Genomic DNA, 19,933 nt, shown 5'->3' on the forward strand with positions numbered 1-19,933 from the left:
ATAGCGGTGGGTCAGTTGACCCTCTGCTATCGGGAGCAAGCCCCCTCTTGTTTACAGTGGATATCAGGCACCGAATCCGACAATGGCCTTGGTCTCCAGGTACTCTTCAAAACCCTGCACGCCATACTCGCGGCCATTGCCCGAACGCTTATAACCACCAAAGGGCGCCATCGGGTCCCAGGCGGGATGGTTCAGGTGCACCTGCCCGGCGCGAATGCGCGACGCCACGGCACGCGCAAGCTGGATATCCTGCCCCTGCACATGCGCGCCCAGCCCGTACACCGTGTCATTGGCGATGGCGACGGCTTCATCGAGGCTGTCATACGCGATGATGCAGAGCACCGGGCCGAAAATTTCTTCCTGGGCGATGCGCATGCTGCTCGCGACATCGGAAAACACGGTCGGGCGGGCATAGAAGCCTTTGTCAAAGCCCGGTACGCGCCCGGGGCCACCGCAGACCCGTTTCGCGCCTTCGGCGATGCCGGCTTCGATCATGCTCTGGACACGCTCGAACTGTGCCTGGTTGGCAATCGGGCCGAGTACGGTGTCCTCCGACTGCGGGTCACCGACGACGATGCCATTGGCGGTGGCCGCTGCCAGCGCTTCGACTTCCGCCAGCCTGCTCCGGGGCACGATCATCCGCGTCGGTGCGCTGCAGGATTGCCCCACGTTGCGAAATGCCGACATCACGCCCAGCGGCACGGCCTTGGCAAAGTCTGCATCGGGCAGCAGCACATTCGGCGACTTGCCGCCCAGCTCCTGGGTCACGCGTTTCACCGTCGGCGCGGCCGCTTGCGCCACCAGCGCGCCGGCGCGGTTGGAGCCGGTGATGGAAATCATATCGATGTCAGCGTGCGCCGCCATGGCAGCACCTACCTCGTGGCCACTGCCATTGACCAGGTTGAACACCCCGGGCGGCAGGCCGGCATCGTGCACCAACTGGGCGAACAGCAACGCGCTCAGCGGCGACAGTTCGCTGGGTTTGAGCACCACGGTGCAGCCGGCGGCAATCGCCGGGGCAACCTTGGCGGTGATCTGGTAAAGCGGCCAGTTCCACGGGGTGATGAGCCCGCATACGCCGATGGGTTCGCGCTCGATCGCGGTGCTGCCTTCCAGCGTCTGGAAGCGATAGTCGGCCAAAAGATCACGTGCGACGCGCACGTGTTCGGCCGCCAGTGGCACCTGCATGGCCCGTGCGAAACCTATCGCCGCGCCCATCTCCAGGCACAGTGCCTGGGCCAGCTCTTCCTTGCGTTCCAGGATCAGCGTATGGATCTTGCCCAGTACGCGGGCGCGCTCCGCAGGGGCGCAAGCCGCCCAACCGGGAAACGCCTCACGCGCCGCTGCAACGGCGCGATCGACATCTTCGGCGGTGCCGCGCGCCACCTGCGCCACCTCCTGTTCGGTGGCCGGGTTGATCACCCCGAGGCTGGCCGGAACAGCCGGCGAAACCCACTGGCCATTGATGTAGAACCTGGCCAATACGTGGGCATCGACGCTGGGGTGGTTCGAAGAGTGTGTAGTCATGTTCAACGGGCTCCCTGGAGCGATAACGGGCGTTGCGAACTTATTTCACCGCGTAAACCTTGCGCACATACACCGAGCCGCGCCAGGCACAGGGCGCGCCTTTGGCGACGAACACGGTGTCTCCGGTGTTGACCGTCAGATCGACACCCTCAGCGTCCTGAAGCGTCATGTTGCCTTCGATCAGGTACATCAATTCGTGCAGCTTGTGCGGGCGGCCGTGGCGGGCATAGGGCGTCGAGTCCCAGATGCCGACGCGCAGTTCGGTGCTGGCGTCGTCGAACAGGTTGTTGGCGCGGCATTGCGGCGCAGGGCCGATCAGGATGTGTGCGTCGGGTGCGGCTGACGGGTTGAGCTGGGCACGCGGGTCGAGCCAGGTCAGGCCGGGGCGCAGCGGGGCGTCGGCGAGGTCCACGGCGCAGAAGGCCCAGCAGGTGCCTGGAGTCGCCTGCAGGGTGAGGCGGGTGCCACGGCCGATGACCGCGCTGTCGCCGACGCCCAGTTCCAACGTCTGCTCGGCGCTGTGCAGCAGGACTGAGCCTGCGTGAACCACCAGCGTTTCGCTGTGGGGGAAGTCTTCGATCACCGCTTCGCCGCTGAACGCGACCAGGCCGGCAGACACGCCGTCGTCGCTCAGCCAGGCCAGCCGGCGGGTGTTGCCGAAGGGGTCGAGCGTGCTCAGGGCCGCGTTGCGCAAGGGCGTGTCGACAGGGCTGCCGTCAGCGCGAGCGAGCATGAGGATACGGGGGGGAAACATGGGCAATACTCCAGGAGAAATCAGCCGACGGCTTGGGTGATCAGGGCAAATGCATGTATGCCTGCGCGGGCTTTGGGCGGTTCACCCTTGGCCATGCGTGCAACCTTGTCGACGCACTTCAAACCGGCCTGCTCGAGCCAGTCGTTGAGGCCGCATTCGGCCGGGATATCGATGCGCACAAAGGCGTCCGGTACCTCGGCCAGCAGCGTGCCGATCAGGTGCTTGGCCTGCTCGAGCGTCTCGGCCACTACCGGGCCGATGCAGCGCCCGCGACCAAAGGGGTACAGCAGTGCAATCGCGCGCAACTGGCCGTCGCGTTCGATGCCTACGGCGTGCTCCGCTTGCAGATCGCGCAGAATCTCGCGGCGGTCCAGGCCGCTACCGGCGCTGGCCAGGTCGATCAGGGCGGCATGATCATCGGCATTCAGCGTGCGGCAGGTTTCGCCTGCGGCCAGAGCGGTCAGTTCGGGAACCTGCACCTGACCTTGATGCTGCTGCACATAGCCAAACTCGACAAACCCCTGGCTGGCATAAAGCGGTGCACCGGCCAGGGTCGCGTTGAGCAGTGGCGTGCTGGTTCGGCAGGCCTTCAGGGCCATTTCCATCAAGCGTCGGCCGATGCCCTTGCCCTGATAGTCGTCGCTGACGATCACGAGGCCGATCGTTGTGTAATCACCCTGGGGGCAGGCGAACGCCGAGCCGATCAGGCGCTCATCGTCGAGTACCACAAAACCATCGCTGACCCGTTGCAGCATCGCCCAATCTTCCAGGCGGTGGGGCCATTTGAGTTGCACCGACAGGTCATGGGCGGCTGGGAGGTCGGCGACCGTCATTGAGCGATAGAGGTAATCAGAGTGTGGCAGGGCAGCCATGGCGGGCCTCCGTTGAGCACGGGTTGAGGGTCGTTGAAATGCCTGTATCCCACCTGCTTTGCGGGCTGGCAAGAGGGCGCGCAGCATTCGGTAGATTTGCCGTGCAGGAGGGTAACGCCACCATAGTTACTACCAAATCGGAGGGGGTGCTCAGCAGCAAATGCCTCACGGCTGACGGGCCTGTTCAGCGCTGTGCACGCAGCGCTTCTTTATAGAAAGGTTGTCCACCACACATTCTGCCGCTGATCATCCCCAGCCTTGAGCCTTCGTGCCCAAAAAGGCCCATTAAAGCGCATGAATACGGGCTTCGCCCAAGCCTGGAGCGCGCCGCAAACTCTGCTGGCGCTGGCGGCAAAAACGGTGCTTTGTATTGAGGCGGGCGCTTTTTTGACGCCATCTGCTGATTTCACAGTGGTGTAATGAAGCTGTGCTGCAACGAGGCCGACGCGCCGTCAGAGCCGCGAATGCTTGCCACCTTCCACTGACTCCAGGACCGCACCCCCATGAGCTTTCTTCGTCCCAAATTCATTACGTTTGACTGCTACGGTACGCTGACCAACTTCCAGATGGGCCCGCTGACCCGCGAGCTGTTCGCGGATCGCATCGCGCCTGAGCAGATGGATCAGTTCGTCAAGGATTTTGCCGCCTACCGCCTTGATCAGGTGATGGGCGACTGGCGGCCGTACGACGAAATTCTCAAGACCGCCCTGGCACGTACCTGCAAGCGCTGGGGCATCGACTATCGTGAAGAAGGTCAGCTGTATTACGACGCCGTGCCGACCTGGGGTCCCCATGCGGACGTGCCGGCCGGCCTGTCGAAGATCGCCGACAAGATTCCCCTGGTGATTCTCTCCAACGCCATGGACAGTCAGATCATGTCCAACGTCGAAAAGCTCGGTGCGCCGTTTCACAAGGTGTACACCGCCCAGCAGGCCCAAGCCTACAAGCCACGCTTGCAAGCGTTCGAATTCATGTTCGACAACCTCGGCTGCGGGCCGGAAGACATCTTGCATGTGTCGTCCAGCTTCCGTTACGACCTGATGTCGGCCCACGACATGAAGATCAAGCACAAGGCGTTTGTTGCCCGCGGACATGAAGCCGCAGGCAATGCCGCCTATGGCTACCAGCAGATCACCGATATCGGTGGCTTGCCGGGCCTGGTCGGTCTGTAAACACCAACGTCATCGGCGTACGAGGTTAAACATGGGCAGTGAATCCTATTGGCTCGACACCGCACCCGCCTTCACCGGCGCGCAGTTGGGTGACCTGCCCAGGCAGGTCGACGTGGCGGTGGTCGGTGGCGGGTTTACCGGCCTGTCGGCGGCCAGGGCGTTGGCCATGCGCGGCGCCAGTGTGGTGGTGCTGGATGCCGGGCGGGTGGTCGGCGAAGCCTCGGGGCGCAACGGTGGGCAATGCAATACCGGGGTGGCCCAGGATTATGCCGGGCTGCATGCCAGCCTCGGAGCCGCCAAGGCGCGGGACTATTACCAGGCTTATGAAAGCGCGGTGCAGACCGTGGTGTCGTTGGTGGACCAGGAGCAGATCGCCTGCGACATGGTGCGTAACGGCAAGCTCAAGCTGGCGGCCAAGCCCCTGCATTACGAAGGGTTGGCGCGCACCTGCGAGTTGATCCGCCGTGAAGTCGACGCTGATGTCGAGTTGCTCGACGCCGGCCAGACCCGAGCCGAAGTCCATTCGGCGCAGTTTCACGGCGGCTTGCTGCAACGCAATGGCGTGCAAATGCACATCGGGCGTTTTGGTGTGGGCCTGGCCGAGGCGGCGGCGCGACGCGGCGCGATGATCCATGAGCACACGCTGGTCAATGACTGGAAAGCGCAGGCCGGTGGTTATCAAGTCAACACCGCGCGCGGCTCGCTGCACGCCGGTCAAGTGTTGCTGGCCAGCGGTGCCTGCCAGCACGGTGGGCTTGGCTGGTATCGCCGACGCATCGTACCGGTGGGCAGTTTTGTCATCGTTACCGAAGTGTTGCCCCAGGCGCTCATCGACCAGCTATTGCCGCAGCACCGCGCCTATGTGACCAGCCGCATGATCGGCAATTACTTTCGCCTGACCCCGGATAACCGTCTGCTGTTCGGCGGGCGTGCACGCTTTGCGATGTCCAACAGCGTGTCGGATGCCAAGAGCGGCAAGGTACTGCAGGCCGCGATGCTGAACATGTTTCCGCAGTTGGCGCAGGTGAAGATCGATTACTGCTGGGGCGGCCTGGTGGACATGACCTCCGACCGCCTGCCACGTGCCGGGCAACATGGCGGCGTGTTTCATTCCATGGGCTATAGCGGCCATGGGGTGCAGATGTCAGTGCACATGGGCCAGGTGATGGCCGAGGTGATGGCCGGCAATGCCGCGGCGAACCCGTGGCGTGAACTCGAGTGGCCGGCGATCCCCGGGCATTTCGGCAAACCCTGGTTCCTGCCGTTCGTGGGCGCCTATTACCGCTTTCAGGACTACTTACACTGAGTTGCCGCTGTTGCCTCACCGTCGTGTGTGTTTCCAGAACGCTCCGGATAACCGTGAGCACTCGAACCTTTTAATTTTCGACAGGTAGCCTTGCCATGACAGACAACAAGACCACGCCCTCGCTCATCTCCGGTGAAGAGAGCCTGCGGGTATTCGAAAGCCTCAATCGCGGCATGTCGCGGCGCAATGCCTTGCAAATGCTCGGCCTCGCCGGTGTAGCGGCGGCCGGTGCGGGCAGCTTGTTCGGTACGGCCGGCAAATTGTGGGCCGATGAAGCACCGGCCGAAGGCAAGGGCAAGCCGGGCGGCAAGATCCGCGTGGCCGGTATGTCCACGTCTACCGCCGACACCCTCGACCCGGCCAAGGGCGCGCTGTCTACCGACTACGCGCGCCAATACATGTTCTACAACGGCCTGACGCGCTTCGATAGCCACATGACCCCGCACCTGGAGCTGGCCGAACGCATCGACAATGTCGACGCCACGCTGTGGACCATCACGCTGCGCAAGGACGTGACCTTTCACAACGGCAAGCCACTGACTGCCGCCGACGTGGTGTTCTCCCTGAGCCGGCATAAGGACCCGTTGACGGGTTCCAAAGTCATGGCGCTGGTGGAGCAGTTCACCGAGATCAAGGCCACCGGGCCGAATGAAGTGCAGATCCGCCTCAGCGCGCCCAACGCCGAGCTGCCGTCGATCCTCGCGGTGTCGCACCTGCTGATCGTTCCGGAGGGCACCACCGATTTCAACAAAGGCATCGGCACCGGGCCGTTCACCGTCGGCGAATTCAAGCCGGGTGTGCGTTCGATTGCCGTGCGTAACAAGAACTACTGGAAGCCGGGCCTGCCTTACCTAGATGAGATCGAGTTCATTGCCATCGCCGATGAGCCATCGCGGATCAACGCGCTGCTGTCGGGTGACGTGCACATGATCAACGAAGTCAACCCGCGTTCGACCACGCGCATCAGCGCCAGCCCCAAGCACCGGGTCGTCGATGCGCCGTCGGGCAACTACACCGACTTGATCATTCGTCAGGACCAGATGCCCGGCAAAAGCCCGGAATTCACCCAGGCCATGAAGCTGCTGCTGGACCGCGAACAGGTCAAGTCCGCCGTGTTCCGCGGCTATGCGGTTGTCGGCAACGACCACCCGATTTCGCCGGGCGCGCGCTACTACAACAGCGACCTGCCGCAAACCGTATACGACCCGGAAAAGGCCAAGTTCCTGCTCAAGAAAGCCGGCATGGAGAGCATCACCATGCCGCTGGTGGCTTCGCCGGCCGCGACCGGTTCGGTGGACATCGCCGTGCTGTTGCAACAATCGGCCAAACAGGCCGGGCTCAAGCTTGACGTCAACCGCCTGCCCACCGATGGCTACTGGTCCAACCACTGGATGAAGCACCCGTTGAGTTTCGGCAACATCAACCCACGGCCGAACGCCGACGTGATGTTCTCGCAGTTCTTCCAGTCCAAGGCGCCCTGGAACGAGTCGGGCTGGCAGAACGATCAGTTCGACCAGTTGCTGTTGCTGGCCCGTGCCGAAACCGATGACGCCAAGCGCACCCAGATGTACCACGACATGCAGGCGCTGGTGCACGACCACTGCGGTATCGGGGTGCCCGTGTTCATCAGCAACATCGATGGCGTGGACAAGCGTGTGAAGGGCTACGTAGCCAATCCGCTCGGTGGTTTCATGGGCTACATGTTTGCCGAGCAAGTCTGGCTGGACGCTTGAGCACCGCGAGGGCAGGACGATGAATAGCACTACACTGTGGTTGATCGGGCGGCGCATCGGCGCCGGGGCCGTGACGTTGTTGATCGTGTCCATGGTCGTGTTCGCGATCACGGCGGTACTGCCGGGGGATGCGGCGCAACAGTCCCTGGGCCAGTTCGCCACCCCGGAACAGGTGGCGGCATTGCGCCTGAAACTGGGGCTCGACCAGCCCGGTGTGCTGCGCTACCTGCACTGGTTGATGAGCCTGCTCAGCGGTGACTTGGGCATGTCGACCTCCAGCGCCATGCCCGTCAGCGAATTGATGGGCGGCCGGGCACCCAACACCTTGATGCTGGCGAGTGCCACGGCTTTGGTGTCGGTGCCGGTGGCCATGGTGCTGGGTATCGGTTCTGCCATGGCGCGGGGCGGGCGCATCGACAACATCCTGAGCTTTATCACCCTGGCCATGGTCGCGGTGCCGGAGTTTCTGGTGGCGACCCTGGCGGTGCTGATTTTTGCGGTGAACCTGGGGTGGCTGTCGTCGCTGTCTTATGCGAGTGATATCAGCTCCCCCTGGCAGTTCATGCGCACCTATGCCTTGCCGGTGATGACGCTGTGCTGCGTGATCGTCGCGCAAATGGCGCGCATGACCCGCGCGGCAGTGATCGATCAGCTCGACAGCCCTTATGTGGAAATGGCGCGTCTCAAAGGCGTCGGCCCGATCCGCATTGTGCTGCGCCATGCGTTGCCCAATGCGATCGGCCCGATTGCCAATGCCATCGCCCTGAGCCTCTCGTATTTGCTGGGCGGTGTGGTGATCGTCGAAACCATCTTCAACTATCCCGGCATCGCCAGCTTGATGGTCGATGCCGTGACCAACCGCGACATGGCGTTGGTGCAGGCGTGCAGCATGCTGTTCTGCGCGGCCTATCTGGGCCTGGTGTTAATCGCCGACCTGTGCGCCATCCTGTCCAATCCGAGGCTGAGAAACCAATGAATATGCTCATTGCGAAAGGCAAGCCTGCTTCCTCCGCCCTGGCGTTGGCCAAAGCGTCCAGCGGCCCGTCCTGGCTGGGGCTGCTGGGTGGCGTGGTGTGCCTGGCCTGGTTACTGCTGGCGCTGGTCGGCCCCTGGCTGGCGCCGCACCCGGTGGGCGAAGTGGTGTCTGATAACGTCTTCGACGGCTTCAGCCTGGCTCATCCGTTCGGCACCGACTACCTGGGCCGCGACATGCTCAGCCGCGTGATGGTCGGCGCCCGCTTCACCGTCGGCCTGGCGCTGGTGGCGGCGGTGCTGGCCAGTACCTTGGGCACCTTGTGTGCGCTGGTGTCGGTGGTGTCGCCCAAGTGGCTGGACGAAATCCTCAGCCGCATCATGGATGCCTTCATTTCCATCCCGAGCAAAATGTTCGCGCTGATCATGGTCTCGGCATTCGGCTCGTCGGTGACGCTGCTGATCTGCACGGCGGTGATCAGTTACATCCCCGGCTCGTTCCGCGTCGCGCGCAGCATGGCGGTGAACATCGAGACCCTGGAATACGTGCAGGTTGCGCGTACCCGCGGCGAGGGCCGGCTGTATGTGGCGTGCCGGGAGATTCTGCCGAACATGCTCAACCCGGTATTGACCGACCTGGGGCTGCGTTTCGGCTACATCGTGCTATTGCTTGCCGGCATGAGCTTCCTGGGCCTGGGCGTGCAGCCACCGGACGCCGACCTCGGCTCGCTGGTGCGCGAAAACATCGGCGGCCTCAGCCAGGGTGCGTTGGCTATCGTCATTCCGGCGCTGGCCATTGGCACCTTGACCATCGGCGTGAATCTGTTGATCGACTATCTGTCTTCCCGACGCAGTCGACGTGCGGGAGGCCATTGAAATGACGGAATTGATTCGTGTCGAAGACTTGCGTGTCGTCGCCTGTGGCGAGCACGGCGAAGTGGAAATCGTCAAAGGCGTGAGCTTCTCGCTGGAGCAGGGCCAGGTGCTGGCGTTGATCGGCGAGTCCGGCTCCGGCAAGACCACCATTGCCCTTTCGTTGCTCGGCTACGCGCGACGTGGGTGTCGGTTGTCCGGCGGGGTGGTGCGTGTCGGCGAGCACGACATGCTGGCCGCGAGCGAAAGCCAGTTGCAGAAGCTGCGCGGCAACCGCGTGTCGTATATCGCGCAGAGTGCGGCCGCCGCGTTCAACCCGGCGAAAAAGCTCATCGACCAGGTGGTAGAAGGCGCCCTGATCCACGGGCTGGGTAGCCGCGTCGAGTTGGAGGCCAAGGCGATCGGTCTGTTCCGTGACCTGGCCTTGCCCAACCCGGAGCGCATCGGCCAACGCTACCCGCACCAGGTCTCCGGCGGGCAGTTGCAACGGGTGATGGCGGCGATGGCGCTGATCAGCGATCCCTTGCTGGTGGTGCTCGATGAGCCGACCACGGCGCTGGATGTGACCACGCAGATCGACGTGCTGCGGGCGTTCAAGCGCGTGGTACGCGAACGCGGCGCGACGGCGGTGTATGTGTCCCATGACCTGGCGGTCGTGGCGCAGATGGCCGACCGTATCGTGGTGCTCAACAATGGCCAGATTCTCGAACAGAGCGCCACCGCGCCGCTGCTCGATGCCCCGGCGCATGACTACACGCGCAGCCTGCTGGCGGCCGCGCAGCCGGACGCGACCATCCGTCCGCCGTCCGGCATCGCCGAAGACACGCCACTGCTGACCATCAGCGGCCTGACGGCCGGCTACGGCAACAAAAATGCGCAGGGCCTGCCGCTGATCCGTGTGCTCGAAGGCATCGACCTCACCGTGCGCAGGGGCCAGGCGATCGGTGTGATCGGCGAATCCGGCTCAGGTAAGTCGACCCTGGCGCGGGTGGTCGCGGGGTTGTTGCCGCCCGCCCTGGGTGGCCTCACGTTCGACGGCCAGCCGCTCGGAGGCTGCCTTTCCGAGCGCACGCCGGAACAGTTCCGACGCATCCAGATGGTGTTCCAGAACGCCGACACCGCGCTCAACCCGATGCACAGCGTGGAGGCCATCATCGGCCGGCCGTTGAAAATGTACTTCGGCCTCAAGGGCAAGGCGTTGCGCGAGCGCACCGAGCAATTGCTTGACCTGGTGCGCCTGCCACGCACCTTGGCCGGCCGGCGCCCCAGCGAGTTGTCCGGTGGGCAGAAGCAGCGGGTCAACCTGGCCCGGGCGCTGGCCGCCGAGCCGGACCTGATCCTGTGCGATGAAGTCACCTCGGCCCTGGATACCGTGGTGGGGGCGGCGATCCTGGAACTGTTGCGCGACCTGCGCCAGGAACTGGGTGTGTCCTACCTGTTTATCAGCCACGACATCTCCACCGTGCGCGCGCTGTGCGATGACATTGTGGTGATGTACAGCGGCCGGAAGGTCCAGGCCGGCAGCCGCCAGACGTTTGCCGAGCCACCGTTCCATCCCTACACCGACCTGTTGATTCACTCGGTGCCGGAATTGCGCCAGGGCTGGCTGGAAACGTGCGGCGCGACCAGCGGCACGTTGCCGCCGGTGGGTGCAAACGCCGGCGGGCTGCAACTGTGCAGCTTCCTCAATCGCTGCCCGATGCGCGTCGACGGCCTGTGCAACAGCGTGCCGCCCAGCCGGCGCGTCTTGGACAATGGCAGTGAAATTCTCTGCCACCATGACGCTGCCCAACTGCTCAAGACCCAGCAAGGCCGGGTGATTGAAACTTCGGGAGCCTGCGCATGAGTCGGCGCCTTGCCCTTTTTGCCCTGCAACGGAGCCAGGTCTGATGAAACCTCGCGTACTGGATATCCTGAAAAAACTGCTGGCGTTCGACACCGTTTCATCGGAGTCGAACATGGCCTTGATCGAATATGTGCGTGACCTGCTGCTGACCCGTGGCATCGAGTCGCTGATCGTCAAGGACGCCAGCGGGCGCAAGGCCAACCTGTTCGCCAGTACCGGCCCTGAGGGCCAGCCTGGCGTGTTGCTCTCCGGGCACACCGACGTGGTACCGGCGGCAGGGCAGGCCTGGACCTTTCCGGCGTTCGCCGCCACCGTCCAGGACGGGCGGATCTATGGGCGTGGCAGTTGCGACATGAAGGGCTTTATCGCCCTGGCCATTGACGCGATGCTCGAGGCGGCCGATCACCCGTTGAGTCGCCCGTTGCAACTGGCCCTGTCCCATGATGAAGAGATTGGCTGCGTCGGCGTGCGACGTTTGCTGGATGTGCTGCATCTGGCGCCGGTACGGCCGTTTCTGTGCGTGGTGGGCGAGCCGACCAACATGCAATTTGTGCTGGGCCACAAGGGCAAGGGTTCCTACCGCACCTATTGCCGTGGCCTGGAGGCGCACTCGTCGCTGGCGCCGCGTTCGGTGAACGCCATCCATGTGGCCTGCGACTTTATCGCCGCGCTGCGTGAGAGCCAGCGGCAGTTGCAGCACCATGGCGCCCAGGACACCGATTACGACGTGCCCTACAGCACCGTGCATGTCGGGCAGATTGTCGGGGGCAAGGCGCTGAATATCGTGCCGAACCTGTGCACCCTGGATTTCGAGGTGCGCAACTTACCGGCCGACGACCTCGAGCACTTCCTGGAGCAACTGCGCGAGCGGGCCGAAGTGATCGTGCAGGAGGCGAAGAAACTGTCGAGCGTCGCGGCTATCGAGATCGAGACCCTCAACGTCTACCCGGGCCTGGATACCCATCCCAGCGTCGAAGCGGTGCGCTTTCTCAAACAGTTTGCCGCGCCGGACACGGGCACTGCCAAGGTGTCTTTCGGCACCGAAGGCGGCCTGTTCAAGCAGCGCCTGGATGTTCCGGTGGTGGTGTGCGGGCCGGGCTCGATCGAACAGGCGCACAAGCCCGATGAGTTTATCGAGATCAGCCAGATGGAGGCTGGAGAGGTGTTCCTGCACGGCCTGCTCGGTTCATTGAAGGCCTAGCAGAGCCTGCCGTCCTGGGCGCAATTTCAGCAGGCCACGCTGCCCACGCGACGCTTTCGGCATCCTTGTTCGTGGCACCTCCCTAGACTGGAGCGTGTCTCGAACCAGGACCCGACCATGCTCACTACTCGCCTGCAAGACCCCAGCCTCCTTACTGAACTCGCCTATGTCGATGGCCAATGGATCGCCGCCGACAGCGGCGCCACTCTGGACGTCCTCGACCCTGCCACCGGCCAGGTGCTCGCCAGGGTACCGGCCATGGACGCGGTCGACACCCGCCGCGCCATCGAAGCCGCCGAGCGTGCCTGGCCCGCCTGGCGTGCACGCCCGGCCGCCGAACGCGCCGCGCTGCTGGAGCGCTGGTACCAGGCCATGCTCGATAACCTCGATGACCTGGCGCTGATCATGACTCGCGAGCAGGGCAAGCCGCTCAATGAAGCCAAGGGTGAGATCCGCTACGGCGCGGGCTTCGTCAAGTGGTTCGCCGAAGAGGCGCGCAGGGTCTACGGCGAAACCATGCCGGCACCCAGCGGCGACCGGCGTCTGCTGACGCTCAAGCAGCCGGTGGGCGTGTGTGCCGCTATCACGCCGTGGAATTTCCCCAATGCGATGATCACCCGTAAGTGCGCGCCGGCCTTGGCCGCCGGCTGCCCGATCATCGTCAAGCCATCGGACCTCACCCCGTTGTCGGCCCTGGCCCTGGCGGTACTGGCCGAGCGCGTCGGCATCCCGGCCGGCGTGTTCAACGTGATCACCGGGCTGCCTGCCGGTATTGGCACGGAACTGACCGGCAACCCGAGCGTGCGCAAGATTTCCTTCACGGGGTCCACCGCCGTCGGCCGCCTGCTGATGCGCCAAAGCGCCGAGCACATCAAACGGTTGAGCCTGGAGCTGGGCGGCAATGCGCCGTTTGTGGTGTTCGACGATGCCGATCTCGAGCAGGCGGTCGCGGGGGTCATGCTCAGCAAGTTTCGTAATGCCGGGCAAACCTGTGTGTGCGCCAATCGCATCCTGGTGCAGGACGGTATTTACGAGCGCTTCGCCGCGCGCCTGGTGCAAGAGGTGAACAAACTCAAGGTCGGCCACGGCCTGGAGGAGGGCGTGAGCATTGGCCCGTTGATCAACCCGGCGGCGGTCACCAAAGTGACGCGGCATATCGAGGATGCCTTGAGCCAGGGCGCGACGCTGTTGTGCGGCGCAATCCCGACTGACGACAGCCCGTTCGTGCAGCCCACGGTACTGGGCGACGCTCACGCCGGAATGCTGCTGGCCAACGAAGAAACATTCGGCCCGGTGGCGCCGCTGATGCGCTTTACCCACGAGGCACAGGCACTGGCCCTGGCCAACGCCACGCCGTACGGCCTGGGCGCCTACTATTTCACCCAGAACCTGGCGCGCTCATGGCGCTTTGGGGAGGCCCTCGAGTTCGGCATGGTGGGCCTCAATACCGGGATTATCTCGATGGAAGTCGCGCCGTTCGGCGGCATCAAGCAATCGGGGCTGGGGCGCGAAGGCAGCAAGTACGGGCTGGACGAGTACCTTGAAGTCAAAGCTTTTCACATTGGCGGGTTGAACGAGTGAGGCAGGATCCATGAGCAAGGCATTCAGAATCGCCGCCATTGCCGGCGACGGCATCGGCAAGGAAGTGTTGCCCGAAGGGCTGCGGATAGTGGAGCAGGCCGCCAGGGTTTGGGACCTGAACCTGAGCATCGAAGTGTTCGACTGGGCCCACTGTGATTACTACCTGCAACACGGGCAGATGATGCCCGACGACTGGTTCGAGCAGCTCAAGGACTTCGACGCCATTTACTTCGGCGCCGTGGGCTGGCCGGCCAAGGTCGCGGATCACATTTCGCTGTGGGGCTCGCTGCTCAAGTTCCGCCGCGACTTCGACCAGTACGTGAATATCCGCCCGGTCCGGCTGTTTCCTGGCGTGCCATGCCCACTGGCCGGGCGCGAGCCGGGTGATATCGATTTCGTGGTCATCCGTGAAAACACCGAGGGTGAATACTCATCGGTGGGTGGCAAGATGTTCGAAGGCACCGAACATGAGTTCGTGTTGCAGGAGTCGGTATTCACCCGGCGCGGCGTCGATCGCATACTCAAGTTCGCCTTCGATCTGGCCCAGAGCCGGCCGCGCAAGAAGCTCACGGCGGCGACCAAGTCCAATGGCATCTCCATCAGCATGCCTTACTGGGATGAACGTACCGCGCTGATGGCGGCTGACTACCCAGAGGTGACGTGGGACAAACAGCACATCGACATCCTGTGCGCACGCTTCGTGCTGCAGCCGGATCGCTTCGACGTGGTCGTGGCGTCCAACCTGTTTGGCGACATTTTGTCGGACCTGGGGCCGGCGTGTGCGGGCACCATCGGCATTGCGCCGTCGGCCAACCTCGATCCCGAGCGCCGCTTTCCTTCGCTGTTCGAACCGGTGCACGGCTCGGCGCCGGACATCTACGGGCAGAATATTGCCAACCCGATTGCGATGATCTGGTCGGGGGCACTGATGCTGGATTTCCTCGGCAATGGCGATGCGCGCTATCGGGCGGCCCATGACGCCATCCTGCAGGCGATCGAAGCGGTGATTGCCGAGGGGGTGATCACGCCAGACCTGGGCGGCAAGGCATCGACCCAGGAAGTGGGCGCGGCGATTACCCAGAGGCTGGTGCGCTGACGACGCCCGGGGCCCCTATCCGTTGCCGTGGTAACGGATAGGGGGGCAATCAATAACCTTTGCTGCGATCCACCTCACCCAGCATCGGCTCGCCACGCTGATGCCGCCGAATATTCTCCAATAACACCGCAAACGCGCTGTCCGGTTGGGTCATCGCGGCAATATGGGGCGTGAGCAGGATCTGTGGGTGGCCCCAGAACGGATGGTCCGCCGGCGCCGGTTCCTCTTGCACTACATCCAGTACTGCGCCGCTGAGTTGCCCGCTGGCCAGGGCTTGCAGCAAATCCTCTTCCACCAGGTGCCCGCCACGCCCCATGTTGATCAGCGCTGCGCCCTTGGGCAGTTGGGCGAACAGGCGCCGATTGAGAATGCCTTGGGTCTGCTCGGTCAGCGGCAGCACGCACAGCAGGATATCGCACTGGTTGAGGAACGCCGGCAATTGCGCTTCACCGGCAAAACACTCCACACCCGGCAACTGATGAGGGCTGCGTGCCCAGCCCGACAAGGCAAACCCCAACGGCGCCAGCGTCGCGAGGATCTGTTGGGCCTGGGCGCCCAGGCCCATCACACCGACGCGGCGGTTCGCCGCCGGTTGCAACAGGTGCGCCTGCCAGCAGCGCGCCAGCTGTTGCTGGCGGTAGCGCAGCATGTCGCGGTGCAGGCTGAGCACGGCCCAACTCGCGTATTCGCACATGCCGCGGGTGATGCCGGGGTCGAGCAAGCGCACCACGGGCAGCTGCGCCGGCAAACGGGCGAGGTCGAGTTGATCCACCCCGGCCGATACCGCAAACAGCACTTTCAGATTGGGCAGCCGTTGCTCGAGATTGTCGGGTGCCAGCCAGGCGGCCAGGTAGTCGATCTCGGCGGGGTCGCCGATGTCGGGCCAGGCGCGCCATTCGATGTCCGGTGCGTGTTCGGCGAACAGTGCCCGCCAGCGCTCGCCGCGTATCGGGTCGGATTTGTAAAGCAGAGCCATGGGCATCTCCGCAGGGTTGAAAGTAGCCCTCATCATCCTCCAGGCACGGCGCAGGATCTGTTGAAACACAGGGGCAAAACAGTTGATCCGAATTTCTCACGGGGCAAGTTCGGTGCAGTTCGTTTCCGCCAGGTCGTACTCTGAGTGGCATCGCAACCGTCTCAGGTTGCCGGTCTCACAATGGGAAATGCCATGAACAGCAGAGTCGACGAAACCCCACATTTGCTCCGCCAGCGCGATCAATTCGTACCTCGCGGCCTGATCACCGCGCATCCGCTGGTGATCGATCGCGCCCAGGGCGCCGAGTTGTGGGACGTGGAAGGCAAGCGCTATCTGGACTTCGTCGGCGGTATCGGCGTGTTGAACATCGGCCATAACCATCCGCAAGTGGTGGCGGCGGTGCAGGCCCAGTTGCAGAAAGTCTCCCACGCCTGCTTCCAGGTGGTGGCGTACCAGCCTTATCTCGACCTGGCCCAGCGCCTGTGTGAACTGGTCGGTGGGGAGGACGATTACAAGGCGGCGTTTTTCACCTCCGGCGCCGAGGCGGTGGAGAATGCGGTGAAGATCGCTCGCGCCCATACCAATCGTTCGGCGGTCATCGCCTTCCGCGGCGGTTTCCATGGCCGTACGTTGCTGGGGACCACGCTCACCGGCATGAGCCAGCCGTACAAACAGAACTTCGGGCCATTTGCGCCGGAGGTTTTCCATACCCCTTATCCCAATGCTTATCGCGGCGTGACCAGTGCACTGGCGCTCCAGGCGCTGGATGAATTGCTGGCCACCCAGGTTGCCCCGGAGCGCGTGGCGGCGATCATCATCGAACCGGTGCAGGGCGATGGTGGCTTCCTCACGGCGCCGGCCGAGTTTCTCCAGGCGTTGCGTGCGTTGGCCGACAAGCACGGCATTGTGCTGATCCTGGATGAGATCCAGACCGGTTTCGGCCGCACCGGCACCTGGTTTGGTTTCCAGCACGCCGGAATCCAGCCTGACCTGGTGACCGTGGCCAAAAGCCTGGCCGGCGGTTTGCCGTTGTCCGGCGTGGTGGGCAAGGCCCACATCATGGATGCACCGCTGCCCGGTGGCCTGGGCGGCACCTACGGTGGCAACGCCTTGGCGTGCGCGGCGGCGCTGGCGGTGATCACGGCGTTCGAACAGGAGCACTTACTGGCGCGCAGCCAAGTGCTGGGCGAGCGCCTGCGCCAGGGCCTGTTGGGCTTGCAGGCGCGCTACCCGCGGATTGGTGATGTGCGCGGCACCGGTTTCATGCTGGCGATCGAGCTGATCAAAGATGATTCGGCGCGCACCCCGGATGCCGAGCTGAATCAGCGGGTGATCGATGAAGCCCGCGCCGGTGGTTTGTTGGTGATCAAATGCGGCGTGCACCGCAACGTGTTGCGCTTCCTCGCGCCGCTGGTGGTGACCGAGGCGCAGGTCGACGAGGCCGTGCAGATTCTCGATGCAGCCTTGGCACGGGTCTTGAACTGAGCCAGGGCCCGCCTCGGGACCTGATGGCGGCACCGTCCGTGAACCGTTATGGCGCACGGACGACCACACTGCATCATTGGAGGCTTGAACCGCATGGGACTGACCGATTACCGCGCGTTGCTGATCGATTGTGATGGCGTCCTGGTGGATCGCGACTCGGGCGTGCTGACGGCGTTGCAGCCGCTGCTCGACAGCCGGGGTGGCAAGCCGCCGCCTCGGGAAGAGGTACTGGCCGAGTTCCACACGGTGATCACGGGCCTGTACCCACGTTTTGCCGAGCTTGGCGTCAGCGGCATGTTGTGTTTCGCCCATCGGCAACTGGCTGAGCGCTGGGGGCTGGCGGCCAATTGGGAGGAGGGGATGAGTTTTGCTCGTTCGGCAGGCAACTGGTCGCTGTTCGAAGATGCGCCCGGGGCAATGCTGTACTTGCGCAAGTTCTATCGCCTGCTGGTGCGTGGCGACCGCAATTTCGAAGACCGTGGGCTGTTGTGCGAGCGCCTGGGTATAGAAACCGACGATTTCATCTCACTGGTCGATGCCCAACAATGGCTTGACCAGCAAGGCCCGCAGGTCCAGCCTGTATTGCATGTAACCCAACCTTCAGTGGACGCCGACCTGGCGCTGGATCGCTGCCTGATCGGCCGTCAGCGGGCTCGACAGCCCGTGCCGTGCGCGGCCGACTATTGCATCAACAGCATGGCTGACTTGGTGGCTCAGCATCAGTTGTCGTTACGGCGCTGATCTTGCTAGAAGATTGTCTTACAAACGGCAGTCAAGAGGTACGCAATGGAAGGGCTCGTCAAGCTGGACCGGATCGACATCAGTATTCTGGTGGAATTGCAAAAAGACGGCCGGATGACCAACGTCAGCCTGGCCGATGCCGTGGGGTTGTCTGCAAGCCCGTGCCTGCAGAGGGTCAAGCGGTTGGAGTCAGCCGGGTATATCTCCAGCTACAAGGCGCATTTGAACCTGGCCAAGATCACCGATTCGGTCACGGTATTCACCGAAATCACCCTCAGCGACCACAAGCGTGAAGATTTCGCCAAGTTCGAATCCAACATCCGCCTGGTGGACGAAGTGCTCGAATGCCACTTGATCAGTGGCGGCTACGACTATCTGGTGCGCTTCATGACCCGCAGCATCCAGCACTATCAGGAAGTTGTGGAGGGCTTGCTGGACAAGAACATCGGCATCTCCAAGTACTTCAGCTACATCGTGATCAAGTCACCGGTGTTGAAGGACGGTGTGCCGTTGCGCAAGCTTCTGCGCCACTGACACCGTCCCGCGCAAGACATGGCCGGCGTGCTTGAAGCCGTCCATGCCCTCAAGTGCGTGTGCGCCAGTTCAGAATCAGCAGCGTCAATACCCCTGCCACAATCCCCCAGAACGCCGAACCGATGGAAAACAAGGTAAAGCCTGACGCGGTGACCATAAAGGTGATCAGCGCCGCTTCGCGTTCCTTCGGTTCATTCATGGCGATGCTCAGGCCATTGATAATCGAGCCAAACAACGCCAAGGCGGCAATCGACAGCACCAACTCCTTGGGCAAGGCCGCAAACAGCGCCGCCAACGTGGCGCCGAATACGCCCGCTATGCCATAGAACACACCGCACCAGACCGCGGCGGTATAGCGCTTGTTGCGGTCTTCATGGGCGTGGGGGCCCGTGCAGATCGCCGCGCTGATCGCCGCCAGGTTGATGCCGTGGGAGCCGAAGGGCGCCAGCACCAGCGAGGCCAGGCCGGTGGCAGTGATCAGCGGCGAGGCGGGCACGTTGTAGCCGTCGGCTCGCAACACGGCAACGCCGGGCATATTTTGCGAAGTCATCGCCACCACGAACAGCGGGATACCGATGCTGATGGTCGCCGCCAGCGAGAAGTGCGGCGTGGTCCACACAGGTGTCGCCACCTCCAGATGAAAGCCGCTGAAGTCCAGCAGGCCCATCAACCCCGACAGCAGCGTGCCGATGATCAGCGCGGCCAGCACCGCATAGCGCGCTGACAGGCGCTTGATGATCAGATAAGTGAAAAACATCCCCAGTACCAGGCCGGTGCGATGCTGTGCGGCGACAAAAATCTCGCTGCCGATCTTGAACAGAATCCCGGCCAGCAATGCCGCCGCCAACGATGCGGGGATGCGTTTGACCAGCTTTTCAAAGCTGCCGGTCATCCCGCAGATCGTCACCAGCACGGCGCACGTGATGAAGGCGCCGATGGCCTCGCCGTAACTCACGCCACCCAGGCTTGTAATCAACAGCGCCGCGCCGGGTGTGGACCAGGCGATGGTGATCGGTGTGCGGTAGCGCAGCGACAGGCCAATGCTGCACACCGCCATGCCGATGGAGATCGCCCAGATCCACGAAGAAATTTGTGCGCTGGTCAGACCGGCGGCTTGTCCGGCCTGGAACATCAGCACCAGGGAGCTGGTGTAGCCGGTCATCATGGCGATAAAGCCGGCGACGACGGCGGACGCGGAAGTGTCGGCCAGCGGGCGCAAAGGCGCGTGGGTGGCGTTGGACATGTGGGGGGTGTTCCTTTTACC

Annotated in this window: 18 protein-coding genes; 13 read left to right on the plus strand and 5 right to left on the minus strand. The window is 63.5% G+C overall.

Annotated features, from left to right (window positions below):
- Positions 1 to 63: 63 nt before the first annotated feature.
- The 3 genes from ACQRBV_RS15275 to ACQRBV_RS15285 are packed head-to-tail and all read right to left on the minus strand — an operon-like array spanning position 64 to position 3,153.
- Positions 64 to 1,527, minus strand: coding sequence for an aldehyde dehydrogenase family protein (locus ACQRBV_RS15275; protein ID WP_411985203.1), 1,464 nt, complete (start codon positions 1,525 to 1,527; stop codon positions 64 to 66).
- Positions 1,528 to 1,567: 40 nt separating this feature from the next.
- Complete coding sequence (locus tag ACQRBV_RS15280) at positions 1,568 to 2,281, minus strand: cupin domain-containing protein (RefSeq protein ID WP_161549052.1); 714 nt, start codon at positions 2,279 to 2,281, stop codon at positions 1,568 to 1,570.
- A 20-nt stretch (positions 2,282 to 2,301) separates the two neighbouring features.
- Positions 2,302 to 3,153 carry a GNAT family N-acetyltransferase gene (locus ACQRBV_RS15285; protein ID WP_411985202.1) on the minus strand — a complete coding sequence of 284 codons (852 nt, stop codon included), beginning with the start codon at positions 3,151 to 3,153 and terminating at the stop codon, positions 2,302 to 2,304.
- Positions 3,154 to 3,447: 294 nt separating this feature from the next.
- On the opposite strand from ACQRBV_RS15285, the gene ACQRBV_RS15290 reads away from it, so the two are divergent.
- The 10 genes from ACQRBV_RS15290 (at position 3,448) to ACQRBV_RS15335 (ending at position 14,933) form a co-directional block, all read left to right on the plus strand.
- Positions 3,448 to 3,573: a hypothetical protein gene (locus ACQRBV_RS15290; protein ID WP_256679866.1), complete on the plus strand. Its 126-nt coding sequence runs from the start codon at positions 3,448 to 3,450 to the stop codon at positions 3,571 to 3,573.
- Between the two features lie 83 nt (positions 3,574 to 3,656).
- Complete coding sequence (locus ACQRBV_RS15295; protein WP_060756194.1) at positions 3,657 to 4,325, plus strand: haloacid dehalogenase type II; 669 nt, start codon at positions 3,657 to 3,659, stop codon at positions 4,323 to 4,325.
- A 31-nt stretch (positions 4,326 to 4,356) separates the two neighbouring features.
- The gene (locus tag ACQRBV_RS15300) at positions 4,357 to 5,631 is read left to right on the plus strand and encodes an NAD(P)/FAD-dependent oxidoreductase (protein ID WP_090369318.1); all 1,275 of its coding nucleotides are present in this window, start codon (positions 4,357 to 4,359) and stop codon (positions 5,629 to 5,631) included.
- Positions 5,632 to 5,726: 95 nt separating this feature from the next.
- On the plus strand, positions 5,727 to 7,364 hold the full coding sequence (locus tag ACQRBV_RS15305) for an ABC transporter substrate-binding protein (protein WP_411985201.1): 1,638 nt from the start codon (positions 5,727 to 5,729) through the stop codon (positions 7,362 to 7,364).
- Between the two features lie 19 nt (positions 7,365 to 7,383).
- Entirely contained in the window at positions 7,384 to 8,340 is a 957-nt protein-coding gene (locus ACQRBV_RS15310) for an ABC transporter permease (RefSeq protein ID WP_090369320.1), read from the plus strand.
- Positions 8,337 to 9,212: an ABC transporter permease gene (locus ACQRBV_RS15315; RefSeq protein WP_060756190.1), complete on the plus strand. Its 876-nt coding sequence runs from the start codon at positions 8,337 to 8,339 to the stop codon at positions 9,210 to 9,212. The genes ACQRBV_RS15310 and ACQRBV_RS15315 overlap by 4 nt, the downstream gene beginning before the upstream one ends.
- A 1-nt stretch (position 9,213) precedes the next feature.
- On the plus strand, positions 9,214 to 11,055 hold the full coding sequence (locus ACQRBV_RS15320) for an ABC transporter ATP-binding protein (protein WP_411985200.1): 1,842 nt from the start codon (positions 9,214 to 9,216) through the stop codon (positions 11,053 to 11,055).
- 43 nt (positions 11,056 to 11,098) lie between these two features.
- Positions 11,099 to 12,256: an acetylornithine deacetylase gene (argE, locus tag ACQRBV_RS15325; protein ID WP_411985199.1), complete on the plus strand. Its 1,158-nt coding sequence runs from the start codon at positions 11,099 to 11,101 to the stop codon at positions 12,254 to 12,256.
- Between the two features lie 117 nt (positions 12,257 to 12,373).
- Complete coding sequence (locus tag ACQRBV_RS15330) at positions 12,374 to 13,837, plus strand: NAD-dependent succinate-semialdehyde dehydrogenase (RefSeq protein WP_060756187.1); 1,464 nt, start codon at positions 12,374 to 12,376, stop codon at positions 13,835 to 13,837.
- Positions 13,838 to 13,847: 10 nt separating this feature from the next.
- The gene (locus ACQRBV_RS15335) at positions 13,848 to 14,933 is read left to right on the plus strand and encodes a tartrate dehydrogenase (RefSeq protein ID WP_411985198.1); all 1,086 of its coding nucleotides are present in this window, start codon (positions 13,848 to 13,850) and stop codon (positions 14,931 to 14,933) included.
- A 49-nt stretch (positions 14,934 to 14,982) separates the two neighbouring features.
- Here the strand turns inward: ACQRBV_RS15335 and ACQRBV_RS15340 are convergent, their stop codons facing one another.
- Complete coding sequence (locus ACQRBV_RS15340) at positions 14,983 to 15,909, minus strand: 2-hydroxyacid dehydrogenase (protein ID WP_411985197.1); 927 nt, start codon at positions 15,907 to 15,909, stop codon at positions 14,983 to 14,985.
- A gap of 192 nt (positions 15,910 to 16,101) precedes the next feature.
- Between ACQRBV_RS15340 and gabT the strand changes: the two genes are divergently transcribed.
- The 3 genes from gabT to ACQRBV_RS15355 all read left to right on the plus strand — a co-directional run bounded on the left by gabT (position 16,102) and on the right by ACQRBV_RS15355 (position 18,669).
- Entirely contained in the window at positions 16,102 to 17,394 is a 1,293-nt protein-coding gene (gene gabT / locus ACQRBV_RS15345) for a 4-aminobutyrate--2-oxoglutarate transaminase (RefSeq protein ID WP_411985196.1), read from the plus strand.
- A 93-nt stretch (positions 17,395 to 17,487) separates the two neighbouring features.
- Positions 17,488 to 18,135 carry a 2-haloalkanoic acid dehalogenase gene (locus ACQRBV_RS15350; protein WP_244700030.1) on the plus strand — a complete coding sequence of 216 codons (648 nt, stop codon included), beginning with the start codon at positions 17,488 to 17,490 and terminating at the stop codon, positions 18,133 to 18,135.
- A gap of 45 nt (positions 18,136 to 18,180) precedes the next feature.
- Complete coding sequence (locus ACQRBV_RS15355; RefSeq protein ID WP_003230384.1) at positions 18,181 to 18,669, plus strand: Lrp/AsnC family transcriptional regulator; 489 nt, start codon at positions 18,181 to 18,183, stop codon at positions 18,667 to 18,669.
- 49 nt (positions 18,670 to 18,718) lie between these two features.
- On the opposite strand, the gene ACQRBV_RS15360 is transcribed toward ACQRBV_RS15355, so the two are convergent.
- Positions 18,719 to 19,912, minus strand: a complete 1,194-nt coding sequence (locus tag ACQRBV_RS15360; protein ID WP_060756182.1) for a benzoate/H(+) symporter BenE family transporter — start codon at positions 19,910 to 19,912, stop codon at positions 18,719 to 18,721.
- Positions 19,913 to 19,933 lie beyond the last annotated feature (21 nt).

The organism is Pseudomonas sp. R11F (assembly GCF_050312575.1).
In the GTDB taxonomy this organism is placed as follows: domain Bacteria; phylum Pseudomonadota; class Gammaproteobacteria; order Pseudomonadales; family Pseudomonadaceae; genus Aquipseudomonas; species Aquipseudomonas palleroniana.